Source organism: Arthrobacter sp. D1-29, assembly GCF_054130585.1.
In genome coordinates this window covers 3,873,301-3,888,180 of record NZ_CP096383.1, presented here as the reverse complement: position 1 = coordinate 3,888,180, position 14,880 = coordinate 3,873,301, and the positions used below count along the sequence as shown (strand labels likewise).

Genomic DNA, 14,880 nt, shown 5'->3' with positions numbered 1-14,880 from the left:
AGGCCCCGCACTCTCAGCTGACGTTCCGGCTCACTTGATGTTCCGGCCGATTGTCCGGACGCCCACCACCAGCCCGACGGCGGCCGTCGCCAATGCGGCCAGCAGGCCCAGGAGGGTGTCGGTTCCGGCGGTGCCGGCGAAAAGTTGCCGCTCGGCGTTGACCAGGTAGGTTAGGGGGTTGAAGAGGCTGGCCGTTTTCATCCACTCCGGGCCCGCTTCGATGGGCAGCATGATTCCGGACAGGATCATCAGCGGAAAAAGCAACGTCTGTTGCACAGCCCAGAAGATCCACTCCTTACTCTGCGACACGAGCGCCAGAGCATACGAGAGCGCACCGAGCCCAATCCCGAAGATCCCCAGGATGATCAGGCCCAGCAGCACGTGCACCGGGTAGAAAACAAAACCGAACGGAATGCACACGAGGGCAATCAGCAAACCCTGCACCACCAGGGGTGCCCACTCCTTCAGGGCCCGCCCGATCATCAGGGAAGAACGGGACAGCGGCGTGGCCAGGATCCGCTCGTAGGAACCGGTCATGAGCTCGTATTGCAGGTTGGAACCTGTCATTGATGTTCCGAACAGGGCGATCATCACCACCACCCCTGGCAGGAACCACTGGAGCGTGGACTGGCCGCCAAAGGCCGGCGCTCCCACTGCCGCGCCGAGCAGCGGGCCGAAGAGACCCAGGAACACGAGCGGCTGGATCAGGGAAAAGATCAGCGAGAACGGGTCCCGCAGCGGCAGCAGCATCTCCCGCCAGAACACATACTTCGTGTCGCGCAGGACCTGGAGGAGGCCCGGTTTTTCCACGAAGTCCTGGCTTGCCTGGACAGTCATCAGCGGTTCGCTCCTTCCCGCAGGTTGCGGCCGGTCAGCTCCAGGAATACGTCGTCCAAAGTGGGAGGCTTCAGCTCCAAGGACTGGGCGGGAGCGCCGGCGTCGTTCATCTCCTGAAGCAGCACGGGTGCCAGCCGGGCGCCTTCGGTGAGCCGGAGACGGAAGCGGACCACGCCGTCGTACGTGTTTTCCTTGACCTCACCGCCCGCGGCGGCGCGCCCCAGCAGCCCGCGCACGCCGGGGGCCGAGTCCGCCGCCACCTCCACAGCCAGCAGGTCACCGGCCAGGTTGGCCTTGAGCCGGGCCGGGGTATCGTCGGCGATGATCTGGCCGTGGTCGATCACGATCACGCGTTCTGACATCAGATCCGCCTCGTCCATGTAATGCGTGGTCAGGACGATGGTGGTCCCGTGCTCCGCGCGCATCCGCATGATGTGCTCCCACAGGTTGGCCCGGTTCTGCGGGTCCATGCCGGTGGAGGGTTCGTCGAGGAACAGCAGCCGCGGCGAATGCATCAGCCCCAGCGCCACATCCATTCTCCGCCGCTGGCCACCCGACAGCTTGATGACGGTGCGCTTCGCCAGGTCGGTGAGGTCCAGGGACTTCAGGAGTTCCTGCGCCCGGTTGGTGGCGTCCGTGGTGTTCATGCCGTAGAAGCGGCCCTGCATCACCAGTTCGTCGATGACCCGGAAGCTGTGGCCGCCGCCGTTGCCCTGGCCGATGTAGCCGATCCGGGCCCGTACGCCGGCAGGGTCGGCCAAAACGTCCACGCCCGCAACGGTTGCCGTTCCCGAGGTGGGCCTCAGCAGGGTTGTCAGCATCCTGAGCGTGGTGGACTTGCCAGCACCGTTCGGGCCGAGGAAAGCCACCAGTTCACCCGGGGCGACATCAATGTCCACGCCCCTGACGGCTTCTACCGTTTCCTTCTTGACGGTGAAGGTCTTGGTCAGTTTGTCAGTGTGGATCATGGCAGACTCCAGAGAATTCGGCATTCCGGGGCTCTGGTGCGGGCTCCATGGCGCCACGCTATACCCATCCGCCGCGGGCCGTCCACAGGTTTGCAGTGCCTGCGACCGGCAGTCCGACTCAGTGCCGGCGGTGGTCCTGGATGGTCATGCGCGGGCCGAATGTGGGTTTGCGGAAGCCGCTCAGCCCCAGCATGCGGACCACGCGCTGCCGGTGCCCTTTCCACGGTTCCAGCAGGGCCAGCATGCCTGCGTCATCGGTCCGCCGCCCGGTCAGCGCCGCGCCCACGTACGCCGCCAGGTGGTAGTCACCCACGGCGATGGAATCCGGGCAGCCATGCGTCCGCTGCACCACTTCCGCAGCGGTCCACACGCCAATGCCGGGGATGGTCTGCATTTTGGCCGCAGCTTCCGCCGCAGGCAGCACGGCAAGCCGTTCAAGCGCGACGGCGGAACGCAGCGCCCGCATGACGGTTGCCGAACGCTGCGGGCCAACGCCTGCCTGGTGCCACTCCCAGGACGGGATCCGCAGCCACTGGCCCGGGGTGGGCTGGACCAGGAGCCCGGCCGGAGAAGCCGGTCCTGCCACCGGGGCGGGTGAGCCGAAGCGGTACATGAGGTAGCGGTAGCCGCGCCGGGCCTCGATGACGGTGACCTTCTGCTCAAGGATGGTGGGCACCAGGGAGTCGATGATGCGGCCGGTGGAGGGCAATCGGACCAGGGGGTTCCGGCGCCGGGCGTCCCGGACCATTCGGGGGAGCGTGGCGTGGAAAAGCGGCTCGTCGAACGCCCGCCAGTCATCAGCGTCGCCCAGCAGGCGCGGCACTGCCTCCAGCGCCGCAGCGGAGCCAGGGCCCCACGCCTGGACATCGACATGGCATTCTGCAGCGGCAGCGGGCGTCAGGCCGTCCTGGCCGCGTGCACCGGTGAGGCGCAGGGTAACCGGCCCGTCCGGCGTCGTAAATGCGGTCCACAGCCCATCCGGCCGGGAAGAGTAGGACGGGTCCCCGTTGCCCCTGGGCAGGATGCCGAGCGTCTGGTCCAGGCTGTAGGGCCTGCCGGGATGCCACCGCAGCGAGGCGTCCGACGCAGCGGCCAGCCGGGCAGGTGCGTCAGCGATGGTCATGCCAACATCGTCCCACGCCGGGCCGACAACAGCTCCGGACGTCCCCCTAATCCGCTTTCAGCAGGCATTTAATTACCCCTTTAACGCCCACCCCGCAGGGGACTAGAATCCCCAGTGTGGCGCGGGTGGGCCGCGCTTTCCCTTCGAACAGTCAGGTGATCGCAATGGGTGGAGTGGTGCATTTCGAAATCCCCGCGGACGACCAGGAGCGGGCCAGGAACTTCTATACACAGGCCTTCGGCTGGAAGATCGACCCCATGCCGGAACTGAACTACAACATCGTCTCCACCACGCCCACCGATGAAACCGGCCGGCCCAACGAGCCCGGAGCCATCAACGGCGGGCTCATGGCCAGGGAAGGCGACCTGAAAACCCCTGTCATCACGGTGGACGTGGAGGACATCAATGCCACGCTGAAGACGGTGGAGCAGCTCGGCGGATCGGTGGTGATGCCCAAGGACACCGTTCCGGGCATGGGCTACTTTGCCTACTTCAAGGACAGCGAGGGCAACATCATGGGGCTCTGGGAGAACCTCCCCGCAGATCAGGGCGATGGCCAGGGCGCGGCCCAGGGAGACGTGGAGGGCGCCGCCGGCTGAGGAGACGGTAACTTTGTACCTATGAAGTACGCCCAGTCCATTCTGGACCTCATCGGCAATACCCCGCTCATCAAGCTCAACCATGTGACAGACGGCATTAAGGCCACCGTTCTGGTCAAGCTGGAGTACCTGAACCCCGGCGGATCCATCAAGGACCGGATCGCCGCCAAGATGATCGAGGAAGCCGAACGGGAAGGCAAGCTCCTGCCGGGCGGAACCATTGTGGAACCGACGTCGGGCAACACCGGCGTCGGGCTTGCCCTTGTTGCCCAGCAAAAGGGGTACAAGTGCATCTTTGTGGTGCCTGACAAAGTGGGGGAGGACAAGCGCGCCGTCCTCCAGGCGTACGGTGCCGAGGTGGTGGTGACGCCCACTGCCGTCGCTCCTGACAGCCCGCAGAGCTACTACAGCGTGTCGGACCGGATCGTCGCGGAGACCCCTGGCGCCTACAAACCGGACCAGTTCTCCAACCCTGCCGCCCCAGGCAGCCATTACGAGTCCACCGGACCCGAGATCTGGCGCGATACCGACGGCCGGGTCACCCACTGCGTGATCGGTGCCGGCACCGGCGGAACCATCACCGGCACCGGCCGCTACCTCAAGGAAGTTTCCGCGAACCGTCCGGAGGCCGACAGCGGCCGGGTCCGGATCATCGGGGCCGATCCCGCGGGCTCTGTCTACTCAGGCGGCACCGGCCGGCCCTACTTCGTCGAGGGCGTGGGCGAGGACATGTGGCCGGCGAACTACGACAAGTCCGTCCCGGACACCGTCATCGCTGTCAGTGACGGGGATTCCTTCGCCATGACCCGCCGGCTGGCCCGGGAGGAAGGGCTGCTGGTGGGCGGCTCGTCAGGCATGGCCGTCGTGGCCGCGCTGCAGACCGCCCGCGACCTTCCCGAAAGTGCGGTGGTGGTGGTTATCCTGCCCGACTCCGGGCGCGGCTACCTGGCCAAGATCTTCAATGACCAGTGGATGCGCTCCTACGGATTCCTCTCCGGCGGCGAGGAATCCTCGGTGGGCGAGGTGATCAAGTTCAAGACAGGCGAACTTCCCGATCTGGTGCACATCCACCCGAACGAGACAGTCCGTGATGTCATCACCATCATGAACGAGTTCGGCGTCAGCCACATCCCGGTGCTCTCCCAGGAGCCTCCCGTGGTGATGGGCGAGGTCCTGGGCGCGGTGGACGAACGGACGCTGACGGCCAAGCTTTTCCGCGGCGAGGCGAAACTGACGGACAAGATCTCCGAGCACATGGGTCCGAAGCTGCCGGTGATCGGCTCGCTGGAAACCATTTCCGCGGCCCGGGAACTGCTCTCCGATGTGGACACCGTGATGGTGACATTCGTCGGCGCCCCGGTGGGCATCCTCACCCGCCACGACCTCCTCGCGTACCTCAGCAACTGAAAAGGAGCACCATGTCTGTCCCCGAAAACCAAGGCTTCAACACCCGCGCCGTCCATGCCGGCCAGGCCTTCGAGCCCCGCACCGGCGCCGTTGTCCCGCCGCTGCACTTCAGTTCCACCTACGCCCAGGACGGCATCGGCGGCCTCCGCGACGGTTACGAGTATGGCCGCGGCACTAACCCCACGCGTGATTCCCTGCAGGAGCAGCTCGCCGCGCTGGAAGGCGGCAGCCATGCGTTCTCGTTCAGCTCCGGCCTGGCCGCTGAGGATTCCCTCATTCGTGCGCTCACCCGTCCCGGGGACCACATCGTGCTCGGCAACGATGCCTACGGCGGCACGTACCGGCTCATCAACGGGATCCTGGGCGAATGGGGCATCGGAAACACCCCGGTGGACATGTCGGACCTGGACGCTGTGCGCGAAACAGTGGCTGCCAACAAAACCCGCTTCCTGTGGGTGGAGACCCCTTCCAACCCGCTGATGAAAATCACCGACATGGCGGCCCTGGCCGCCGTGGCGCACGACGCCGGTGCCCTCCTGGTGGTGGACAACACCTTCGCGTCCCCATACCTGCAGAACCCCCTCGCCTTCGGTGCCGATGTGGTGGTCCACTCCACCACCAAGTACATCGGCGGCCACTCGGACGTTATAGGCGGTGCGCTGGTGGTCAACGACGCCGGGCTCGCCGAAAAGATCGGGTTTGTGCAGTTCGCCGTGGGTGCGGTGTCCGGGCCGATGGATGCCTTCCTGACCACCCGTGGCCTGAAGACCCTGGGCGTGCGCATGGACAGGCACTGCGAGAACGCGCAGGCCGTGGCGGAGTGGCTGCTGGAGCGCCCCGAGGTGGAGGCTGTCCTCTATCCGGGCCTGCCGGACCACCCAGGCCACGAGCTGGCCCGGAAGCAGATGAAGAAGTTCGGCGGCATGGTTTCCGTACAGTTCAAGGGCGGCGAGGCGGCGGCCCGCAAGGTTGCTGAATCCACCTCGGTGTTTACGCTGGCGGAGTCCCTGGGCGGCATTGAATCACTGATGAACTACCCCTCCGAGATGACGCATGCCTCGGTCAAGGGCACGGAGCTGGCGGTGCCCGTGAACCTGCTCCGGCTCTCCTGCGGCATCGAGGATGTGGAGGATCTCATCGCGGATCTCGAGCAAGCCTTCACCTTCATCCCGTGACGGCATCTTCCACAGCGGTGGCGGCCCGGGCCACGCAGGGTTGGATCACGACGGCGGCCGGTGCGGCCGCCGTCGTCATTGCCCTTGTGGTGCTGTACTCCTCCTACATCCCGCTGATGAACGACTTCGAGGTCTACTACTACGGCGGCAGCCGGGTACTCCAGACGGGGGAGTCAGGCGTCAACGAGCTCTACGCGCCGCGCGACGGCCTGCCGTTCACCTACCCGCCGTTCGCGGCACTGCTGTTCGCCGGCCTGGCGCTCCTGCCCATCGGCACCAGCAGCCTGATCTTTATTACGACGGCGCTGGTGGGGGCTGCCGTAGTGGCCGCCTGGCTGGCGCGGCACTACTTCGGTTTCCGCAGTTGGCGGCAGTCCTTCGCCGACTTGCGGTTCCGGGCTATTGCGCTCGCAGGGACAGCGGCAATCCTGCTGCTGGGGCCGTGGCGGGACACGTTCGATTTCGGCCAGATCAACATCATCCTGATGGGCCTGATCCTTGCCGATTTCGCGCTGTACGGGAAGGACCGGGCGGGCGAGATCCGCTGGCCGGCGGGGCTGTTGATCGGCATCGCGGCAGGTATCAAGCTCACACCGCTGGCGTTTGGGCTGTATTTCCTGGTCAGGCGGGACTTCAGGGCGCTGGGCTGGATGGCGGCGGGGTTCTTTGGCTCCATCGCGCTGGCGTGGGCTGTACTCCCGAACGCCTCACTGACCTTCTGGACCAAGATCCTTCCCGACACCGGGCGGATTGGCGGTCCCGCATACCTGGACAATTTGTCCGTCAAGGGGCTTCTCCTCCATGTCGGACTGCCGGATTCGGCCGTCACCAGCGTGCTCTGGCTGGTGTTGTCCCTGGCACTGGCTGGGGTGGCGGCGCTGGTGATCAAGTGGACGGTGGCCGCCGAGGAAAACTTCGTGGCCGTCTCAGCCACCGCGGTGCTGATGCTCCTGATCAGCCCCGTCTCCTGGTCACACCACTGGGTGTGGATGGCGGTGGCGCTGCCCTCCATGGCCTTCGCGATGCACCGGGTGCCCTCCCGCCGCGGGAAAACGAGGTTGGCGGGCTGGATCATTGTGGCCGTCACGGCGGTGGCCTTCTATCTCACGCCCAAGTACCTGGCCATGATGGCGGGCGCGCAGGAATGGGGCAAGGACCCCCAGACCCAGTGGCAGCTGATGGTCACCAGCCTCGGAGTTCTGTGCGGCGTGGCTCTGCTGGTGTACTGGGCCGTTGCTTACCGGCCGTCCCGGACGGCACTGCGGCGAGTGGCAGCTCCGTTGAAGTGACGCGTCCACCGCATGTGACTTGCCAACAGTGTTGCTGACGTGTCATGGCCGGAACGAAGCCCTTTGCATATGTAGTATGTACTGAGTCGGAGCAAACTTGGGGGACAACGGATGGCACAGCGCGACGCGGATTTATCGGCCATCAGCAGCAGTCCCAGCGCGAGCCCGGGCGCAATGTCCGTTCTCCGCCTGTGGAAGAGGCTTGCCCTGTGGCTCCCCGCCCTGGCCGTGGCCGTCCCGGTATGGTTCCTGCTGAACGGCTGGAACAAGGAAGGCCTGGACTTCAGCGTCTACTGGCACGGCGGAAAAATCCTGAACGACGCCGGCTGGAACGTCTCGCACCTCTACAGTCCCACCGTTGAGTGGGCGGGCGGGCCAGCCCTGCCGTTCACCTATCCGCCCTTCGCGGCACTGCTCTTCGGACTCCTGGCGCTGCTCCCGCAACCGTTAGCCCTCCAACTGTTTAACGCTGCAGGCGTGGCCGTGGCCGTCTGGCTGTCAGCCCTGGCTGTCCGCTACTGGAACTCCCAGTCCAGCTGGCGGACTGCGTTTCAGACTCCGCGGAGCCGCTGGATCGCTGCAGCTTCACTCTTTGCCATGCTGACCCTGGGTCCCTGGCGGGAGACCCTCGCCTTCGGGCAGATCAACATTTTGCTGATGGGACTGATGGCGGCGGATCTGCTGTCCCGGAACCAGCGCTGGCGCCGGGGCATCCCGGGCACGGGTTTCCTGGTGGGCGTCGCCGCCGGCATCAAGCTCACGCCCCTGGTATTTGGCCTCTACTTCCTGGTCCGGAAGGACTGGCGCGGGCTGATGAATATGGGCGCCGGGTTTGCCTCCACCGTGCTGCTGGGGTTCCTGCTCAGGCCAGCCGAGTCCCTGCAGTTCTGGTTGGAGATTCTCCCTGACACGTCCCGTATAGGCGGAGCGGGCTATGTGGACAATTTGTCCATCAAGGGTGCGCTCCTGCACTTCGGCGTCCCTGCCTCCGGGGTGACCGTGCCGTGGATCCTCCTGAGCCTGCTGGCGGTGGCGTTGGCTGCAGCTGTGGTGAAGCTGGCCAGCGACCAAGGGGCCCGGGTAGTGGCAATGTCCGCCACGGCCCTGGCCATGCTCCTGATCAGCCCCGTGTCCTGGTCCCACCATTGGGTCTGGGTTGCCGCTGTACTGCCTGCCTTTGCCTGGACACTGCGTGACATCCCGGACCGGCACCGGCTGCTGCGTGGGGTGATGACCGCGGTGTTTGCCCTCTCGGTCCTGGCATTCTGCTTCTCGCCGAAGTCCATCGGGCTGGCATTTGGCGCCAAAAACCTGGACATCCAGACGCCCGGGTTGTGGATCATGGCGTCCAGCGCCGGAGTGTTCTGCGCGGCGGCCATCCTGCTGTGCTGGCTGGCGGCATTGCGCCGGGGAGCGCTGGCCAGGAACGAGCCTGTCGTTGCCGGGCCTCACTCCGCTGCTCCAACTCCAGCTTCAACGTCCGCTTCCACATCCGCTTCAACCGCCACGCCAACGTCCGCTGAGGGAGCCCGCCCCCAGCCGCTACTAGGCTGAGTCCATGGGATCCACACCTGCCGAAGTAACCGCCCGCAAGACTGTCCTGATTACGGGCGTCGGCAGGCTCGCCGGCATCGGAGCCGGAATTGCCCGCCAGTTGGCCGCCGAAGGCTGGGACCTCGTCCTGAACTACTGGCAGGAATACGATGCCCGGATGCCGTGGGGAATCCAGCCCGACGACGTTGGGCGCCTGACGGCAGAACTGGAAGCCATCGGTGCGCGCGTTGTGGCGCTGCCTGCTGACCTCGAGGATCCCGCCGCTGCTGACCGGCTAATCGCGGCCGCAAATGAGCAGGCGGGGCCGTTGCATGCCATGGTGCTCAGCCATGCCGAATCAGTCGATTCCGGCATCCTGGACACCACGCTGGAGGCCTTTGACCGTCATTTTGCCGTGAATACGAGGGCCAGCTGGCAGCTTATTGCCGCGTTCGCCCGGCAGGCAACGGCCGACGGCGGCGCGATCGTTGCGCTGACCAGTGACCACACAGCGTTCAACCTTCCGTACGGCGCATCAAAAGGCGCACTGGACCGAATTGTCATTGCAGCTGCCCGGGAGCTGGGCCCCTTGGGGATCTCTGCCAATGTTCTCAACCCGGGACCGATCGACACCGGCTGGATGGATCACCAGACCCGGGAAATGGGGACACGCCGGCAGCCGGGCGGACGCCTCGGAACCCCCGCCGACGTCGCCGGCACGGTGGCCTTCCTGCTGTCACCGGCAGGCCGTTGGGTGTCTGGCCAGCTGATCAAGTCCGACGGCGGCTTCTCGGCCTAGGTCCTGTGCGGCGTTTCCCCGAGACCCTAGACTGATCCCCATGAAGGTTCTGGTTACCGGCGGCGCCGGGTACATCGGGTCGCACACCACGCTGTCTCTTGTGGAGAAGGGGCATGAGGTGGTTGTCCTGGACAATCTGAGCAACTCAAATCCGGAGGCCCTGCGGCGGGTCGAGGAGATCTCAGGCAAGCCGGTCCAGTTTCGAAGAGCTGACTTGCTGGACCGGGACGCACTCGACGCCGTGCTGGCAGAGTTCAGCTTCAACGCCGTGATCCATTTCGCTGGTCTCAAGGCAGTGGGGGAGTCGGTAGAGAAACCGCTGATGTACTACCAGAACAACGTGGCCGGTACATTGAATCTGTTGCACAGCATGGGCCAGGCAGGGGTGTTCACGCTCGTGTTCAGTTCCTCTGCCACTGTCTACGGCGATTCCGAAGACGTCCCGTTGCGGGAAAACGTGCCTTTGAATGCCGGGAATCCCTATGGCAGGACCAAGGAACAGATTGAGGACATCCTCTCTGACGTGGCTGCCGCCGACCCGCGCTGGCGGTTCGCGTTGCTCCGCTACTTCAATCCCGCCGGGGCGCACGAATCCGGCCGGATTGGTGAGGATCCCCAAGGGACGCCGAATAACCTTTTGCCATTTGTTGCGCAGGTGGCGGTGGGACGCCGCGAGAAGGTCTCGGTTTACGGAAACGACTATCCAACGCCTGACGGCACCGGTATCCGGGACTACATTCATGTGATGGATCTCGCCGAAGGCCACTTGGCTGCCCTGGAATTCCTGCAGGAGAAGGCGGGGGTTTTCCGGTGGAACCTGGGGACGGGCAAGGGCTGGTCGGTGCTTGAGGTGATCAGGGCGTTTGGGGAGGCCGCAGGCTTTCCCATTCCCCACGAGTTTGTATCACGGAGACCAGGGGACGCTGCCGTCAGTTATGCCGATCCCTCGGCTGCGCGGGCAGACCTGGGCTGGTCCGCTACACGTGACCTGGCGAAAATGTGCGAGGACCATTGGCGGTGGCAGCGGAGCAATCCCCTTGGATATGCGAACGCCTGACCTGCCCAGCGGCAAGGGTAAGCAGCCAGGGTCAGCGGCAAGGGTCAGAGGCCAGGGTTAGCGGCCCGGGTCAGCGGAACGCGCCGAGCCCGGTGATGTGCTGGCCCAGCACCAGCGTATGGACCTCGTCGGTGCCTTCGTACGTGCGCACCGACTCCAGATTGGCGGCGTGCCGCAGCGGCGAATAGTCCAGGGTGATGCCATTTCCGCCCAGGATTGTGCGGGCCTCCCGTGCGATGGCGATCGCCTCACGGACGTTATTCAGCTTGCCCAGTGAAATTTGCTCCGGACGGAGCGTCCCGGCGTCCTTGAGGCGGCCCAGGTGGATGGCCAGCATGGTGCCTTTCTGTATCTCCACCAGCATGTTCACCAGCTTTTCCTGCGTCAGCTGGTAGCCGGCCAGCGGCTTGCCGAACTGGAGCCGGTCCTGTGAGTACTTCAGGGCCGCCTCATACGAATCGCGCGCAGCGCCCATGGCACCCCAGGCGATGCCGTACCGCGCCTCATTCAGGCAGGTGAAGGGGCCGCGCAGACCGCGGGCACCCGGAAGCAGGGCCTCCGGGCCCAGCCTGACGCCGTCGAACAGCACATCGCACTGGATGGACGCACGCATCGACAACTTCCGCCCGATAGGCGTGGCCGTGACTCCCGCTGTCCCGGCCGGCACCAGGAAGCCGCGGATGCCGTCGTCGGTCATGGCCCAGACCACCATCACGCCGGCCACCGACGCGAGCCCGATCCACCGCTTGGCGCCGTCCAGGACCCAGCCCGCACCGTCTCCGGTCCCCTCCCTGCGGGCCACCGTGGTCATTGAGGATGGATCGGAACCGGCGGATGGCTCGGTCAGGGCGAAGCACCCAATCAGTTCGCCGGCGGCCATCCGGGGAAGCCACTCCTGCCTCTGTTCCTCGGAACCCCATTTGTGGATGGCCGTCATGGCCAGCGATCCCTGTACCGAGACGAAAGTTCGGATGCCGGAATCACCGGCCTCCAGTTCCATTGCGGCCAGGCCGTATTCGACGGCGGACCGGCCAGGGCAGCCGTACCCCTCAAGGTGCATCCCCAGAACCCCGAGCTCGCCAAGTTCCGGGGCAAGCTCCAGCGGAAACACGGCGTCGTCGTACCAGCGGGCGATGTCCGGTTTGATCCGCTGTTCCGTGAAATCCCGGATCCGTTCCCGCAAGGCCAGCTCGTCGGGGCTAAGGAGGGAGTCGAGGGCAAGGATGTCAGAGGGATCCGGAACCTGCGGTATGCCGGGAACCTCTGATGGGCCGGGAACGGCAGCGCTGCTCATAGGCGCGTTGTGCGGCTGGCGGCACTGCTGGCCCGGTTGGTTCCCGGCGCCGTGAAGTATGCACGGGTTGAAGGCAGGAAGCGGCAGACAACGGCAAGCACCACGCCCAGGGACAGCAGGATTACACCGCTGACAAAGGCCCCGCCGATGCCGAAGATCTGGGTGTCACCATAGGCCGGATCCCACATCTCCACGGCGGAAATGAAGAACGCGGCGGTCAGCATCACGGCACCGAGCAGGGGGAGGATTCCCCGGAACCACAGATTGCGGGCCGATTCACGCAGCGTGCGGCGGAAATACCAGACGCAGGCGAAGCCGGTCAGGGAGAAGTAGAACGCGATGAACAGGCTGATGGAGCTGATGGAATCCGAGAGCAGGTTCTCGCTCAGGAAACTCATGGCCACGTAATAGCCGATCGCCGCGGCACCCATCACCTGGGTGGAAAATCCCGGTGTCTGGTTGCGGGGGTGCACCTTGCCGAACCTGGCGGGAAGCGCGCCGTGGACGCCCATGGACAGCGTGCCCCGGGCGGTGGGAAGGATGGTGGTCTGGGTGGAGGACAGCACCGATGCCAGCACGGCCACCACGATCAGCCAGCCCCAGGGGCCCAGCACAACGTCCTTCATGGCCACGAAGACGTCGTCCTGGTTCTCGCTGTTGCCCAGGCCGATCCCTTCTGTGCCCACGGTGGCATACATCATGACCAGGAGCGCCACGGAGACATAGATGGCCAGCAGGACAAACGCGGAGATGACGGCGCCCCGGCCCGGCGTTTTGGCGGGGTTCTCAGTCTCCTCGTTGACTGCCAGGCAGGTGTCCCAGCCCCAGTAGATGAACAGGGCCAGCAGGGCGCCGTGCACCACCGCGCTCGGATCGGCAAAGGCTCCAACGGGGTTGAACCATTCAAGATCAAACGCCTGGCCCTCCGGTGCGCCGCTGGCAATCCTGATAATCAATGCAAGCGCAAAAATCCCCAGCGAGATGTACTGGATGTATGTCAGGACCCGCTGGACGTGCTCACCCAGCCTGATCCCGCGGTAGTTCACCAGCGTCATCAGCGCGATGAACGCCACGCCGGTGGCGGTGACCAGGAGAGTGTTCTCTGCCAAAGAGCCGTCGCCCACCAGGAGCCATAAGTACTGTCCTGCCACCTGGGCAAGGTTGGCAAGCACCACAACGCCGGCGAGCGCAACACCCCATCCGCCCAGCCAGCCGGCCCACGGACCAAACGCGCGCCGGGCCCAGATGAACGTGGTGCCGCAGTCCGGCATGGCACTGTTGAGCTCCCGGAACGCATACGCGATGAACAGCACGGGAATGAATCCCAGCACCAGAATCAGGGGCGTGTAATTGCCGTTCACCGCCACGATCAGGCCAAGGGTCGCGGCCAGCGAATACACCGGGGCGGTGGAGGCCAGGCCCAGCATGACCGAATCGCCGAGGTCCAGGATTCCGGCGCGAAGGCCTTTCGCCGGAACAGCGCCGCCGGACGGTCCTCCGGGACTTCCCGCCGTCGTCGTCTCTGTGCTCATGGGGATGTCACGCGGAGGAGGGTCAGGGGGCTCATAGGGCAATACCTGCCTTGTTGAATGTGGAGGTGCTGGATGTGCTGGATTGGGCCTGGACTGAAAGCGGAGCAGGGGCGTCAATGGTGTTGGGCACAAAACGGCAGAAGTAGTCGGTGATGGGGCCGTCCGACTCCCGGATGCCGCAGCCCACGGATTCGCCGTCCACCACCCAGAGTCCCAGTACCGGGTGGTTGCCGTCGAAATCGGGCAGCGGATGGAATTGCTGGTAGCACCAGCCTTCCCTGCCGTAGCCGCCGGGCTGTTCCAGGTTGATGCCCTGCGCATTGATTCTGATGTTGTCGCCTTCGCGGCCATGCAGCGGCTTGGCCACCCATTCCTTCAGCGGACCCGGTTCGTTCAGGTAGGCCGGCAGCAGGTTGGGATGGTTGGGGTACAGATGCCACAGGGCGGCGAGGAGGGCCTTGTTGGAGAGCAGCATTTTCCAGGCGGGCTCCACCCAGCGGGGATTGTGCGCGCGTTCCAGGAGCCGGGGCCCGAACGGTTCCTTCATCATCAGCTCCCATGGGTACAGCTTGAAGATGGTGCTGATCATGAAATTGTCCAGGTCCACAAACCGGTTCAGGTTGGGGTCCCAGCCGATATCCGACATGTTGATGCCGATGGTGGTCCAGCCGGCCTGGCTGGCAACGTCCCGCATGTAGGCCGCGGTCATCCAGTCTTCGCCGGACTCCTCGGCCTCGGAGTGGGCAATGTGCAGCGTGCTCATGCCGGTGCGGTACTGGAATTTCTTCCATTGCCTGATCAGGGCCTCATGGATGCCGTTCCACTGGTCCTTGCCGGGGAAGACGTCCTGCAGCCAGAACCACTGTGCCACGGCGGCCTCGATCAGTCCGGTGGGCGTGTCCGCGTTGTACTCCAGCATCTTGGCAGGGCCGCCCTGCCCGTCGTAGATGAAGTCGAACCGGCCGTAGACGTCAAGGTCGCTGGCCTGGAGGGAGTCCGCAGCCAGTTCCAGGGCCTGGGCCCCAATGCCGATTGTTCCCATGGCCCCTGTGGCAAGGAATTTTGCCGCTTCCAGGCACATCTTGTGCATGTCCTCGGCGGTAACCTCAAGGGCCTCCACCTCGTCCATGGTGAACTCGTAGTGGGCGGCCTCATGCCAGTATTCGATCTTCCGGCCATCGGGCATGGTGGTGGTGGAGAACACCAGGCCCTGCTCTTCGATCTTCTGCTTCCAGTCAGGCCTGGGCTCCGATAACAACCGCTTCAC

Annotated in this window: 13 protein-coding genes; 7 read left to right on the top strand and 6 right to left on the bottom strand. The window is 65.1% G+C overall.

Features of this window, described 5'->3' with window-relative positions:
- Nucleotides 1-30 precede the first annotated feature (30 nt).
- From M1E17_RS17565 to M1E17_RS17555, 3 genes are all read right to left on the bottom strand, one after another.
- The gene (locus M1E17_RS17565) at nt 31-837 is read right to left on the bottom strand and encodes an ABC transporter permease (protein ID WP_457963217.1); all 807 of its coding nucleotides are present in this window, start codon (nt 835-837) and stop codon (nt 31-33) included.
- Nucleotides 837-1,805 carry an ATP-binding cassette domain-containing protein gene (locus M1E17_RS17560; protein ID WP_457963216.1) on the bottom strand — a complete coding sequence of 323 codons (969 nt, stop codon included), beginning with the start codon at nt 1,803-1,805 and terminating at the stop codon, nt 837-839. Before M1E17_RS17560 ends, M1E17_RS17565 begins: the two co-directional genes overlap by 1 nt.
- 118 nt (nt 1,806-1,923) lie before the next feature.
- On the bottom strand, nt 1,924-2,928 hold the full coding sequence (locus M1E17_RS17555) for a DNA-3-methyladenine glycosylase family protein (RefSeq protein ID WP_457963215.1): 1,005 nt from the start codon (nt 2,926-2,928) through the stop codon (nt 1,924-1,926).
- A 164-nt stretch (nt 2,929-3,092) separates the two neighbouring features.
- On the opposite strand from M1E17_RS17555, the gene M1E17_RS17550 reads away from it, so the two are divergent.
- The 7 genes from M1E17_RS17550 to galE all read left to right on the top strand — a co-directional run bounded on the left by M1E17_RS17550 (nt 3,093) and on the right by galE (nt 10,787).
- Entirely contained in the window at nt 3,093-3,527 is a 435-nt protein-coding gene (locus M1E17_RS17550; RefSeq protein WP_457963214.1) for a VOC family protein, read from the top strand.
- A gap of 21 nt (nt 3,528-3,548) precedes the next feature.
- Nucleotides 3,549-4,934 carry a cystathionine beta-synthase gene (locus tag M1E17_RS17545; RefSeq protein ID WP_457963213.1) on the top strand — a complete coding sequence of 462 codons (1,386 nt, stop codon included), beginning with the start codon at nt 3,549-3,551 and terminating at the stop codon, nt 4,932-4,934.
- A gap of 11 nt (nt 4,935-4,945) precedes the next feature.
- Nucleotides 4,946-6,109 carry a cystathionine gamma-synthase gene (locus M1E17_RS17540; RefSeq protein ID WP_457963212.1) on the top strand — a complete coding sequence of 388 codons (1,164 nt, stop codon included), beginning with the start codon at nt 4,946-4,948 and terminating at the stop codon, nt 6,107-6,109.
- Nucleotides 6,106-7,398, top strand: coding sequence for a glycosyltransferase 87 family protein (locus M1E17_RS17535; RefSeq protein WP_457963211.1), 1,293 nt, complete (start codon nt 6,106-6,108; stop codon nt 7,396-7,398). Before M1E17_RS17540 ends, M1E17_RS17535 begins: the two co-directional genes overlap by 4 nt.
- 174 nt (nt 7,399-7,572) lie before the next feature.
- Nucleotides 7,573-8,952 (top strand): glycosyltransferase 87 family protein, encoded by a 1,380-nt coding sequence (locus M1E17_RS17530; protein WP_457963210.1) that lies wholly within the window; start codon nt 7,573-7,575, stop codon nt 8,950-8,952.
- A gap of 4 nt (nt 8,953-8,956) precedes the next feature.
- A complete protein-coding gene (locus M1E17_RS17525; RefSeq protein ID WP_457963209.1) occupies nt 8,957-9,730 on the top strand; it encodes an SDR family oxidoreductase in 774 nt (257 codons plus the stop codon).
- Between the two features lie 40 nt (nt 9,731-9,770).
- Nucleotides 9,771-10,787, top strand: coding sequence for a UDP-glucose 4-epimerase GalE (gene galE / locus M1E17_RS17520; RefSeq protein ID WP_457963208.1), 1,017 nt, complete (start codon nt 9,771-9,773; stop codon nt 10,785-10,787).
- Between the two features lie 70 nt (nt 10,788-10,857).
- On the opposite strand, the gene M1E17_RS17515 is transcribed toward galE, so the two are convergent.
- From M1E17_RS17515 to M1E17_RS17505, 3 genes are read right to left on the bottom strand one after another with little or no spacing between them, the layout of a single operon-like run.
- On the bottom strand, nt 10,858-12,081 hold the full coding sequence (locus tag M1E17_RS17515) for an acyl-CoA dehydrogenase family protein (RefSeq protein WP_457963207.1): 1,224 nt from the start codon (nt 12,079-12,081) through the stop codon (nt 10,858-10,860).
- A complete protein-coding gene (locus M1E17_RS17510) occupies nt 12,078-13,613 on the bottom strand; it encodes an APC family permease (RefSeq protein ID WP_457963206.1) in 1,536 nt (511 codons plus the stop codon). The genes M1E17_RS17515 and M1E17_RS17510 overlap by 4 nt, the downstream gene beginning before the upstream one ends.
- 31 nt (nt 13,614-13,644) lie before the next feature.
- A complete protein-coding gene (locus M1E17_RS17505; protein ID WP_457963205.1) occupies nt 13,645-14,880 on the bottom strand; it encodes a glutathionylspermidine synthase family protein in 1,236 nt (411 codons plus the stop codon).

What these genes read in the sequence shown, in the direction of transcription:
- M1E17_RS17530 (WP_457963210.1), top strand. Translation starts at nt 7,573, where the DNA reads ATGTCCGTTCTCCGCCTGTGGAAGAGGCTTGCCCTGTGGCTCCCCGCC.
- M1E17_RS17515 (WP_457963207.1), bottom strand. Translation starts at nt 12,081, where the DNA reads ATGAGCAGCGCTGCCGTTCCCGGCCCATCAGAGGTTCCCGGCATACCG.
- galE (WP_457963208.1), top strand. Translation starts at nt 9,771, where the DNA reads ATGAAGGTTCTGGTTACCGGCGGCGCCGGGTACATCGGGTCGCACACC.
- M1E17_RS17560 (WP_457963216.1), bottom strand. Translation starts at nt 1,805, where the DNA reads ATGATCCACACTGACAAACTGACCAAGACCTTCACCGTCAAGAAGGAA.
- M1E17_RS17540 (WP_457963212.1), top strand. Translation starts at nt 4,946, where the DNA reads ATGTCTGTCCCCGAAAACCAAGGCTTCAACACCCGCGCCGTCCATGCC.
- M1E17_RS17545 (WP_457963213.1), top strand. Translation starts at nt 3,549, where the DNA reads ATGAAGTACGCCCAGTCCATTCTGGACCTCATCGGCAATACCCCGCTC.
- M1E17_RS17565 (WP_457963217.1), bottom strand. Translation starts at nt 837, where the DNA reads ATGACTGTCCAGGCAAGCCAGGACTTCGTGGAAAAACCGGGCCTCCTC.
- M1E17_RS17525 (WP_457963209.1), top strand. Translation starts at nt 8,957, where the DNA reads ATGGGATCCACACCTGCCGAAGTAACCGCCCGCAAGACTGTCCTGATT.
- M1E17_RS17555 (WP_457963215.1), bottom strand. Translation starts at nt 2,928, where the DNA reads ATGACCATCGCTGACGCACCTGCCCGGCTGGCCGCTGCGTCGGACGCC.
- M1E17_RS17550 (WP_457963214.1), top strand. Translation starts at nt 3,093, where the DNA reads ATGGGTGGAGTGGTGCATTTCGAAATCCCCGCGGACGACCAGGAGCGG.
- M1E17_RS17510 (WP_457963206.1), bottom strand. Translation starts at nt 13,613, where the DNA reads ATGAGCACAGAGACGACGACGGCGGGAAGTCCCGGAGGACCGTCCGGC.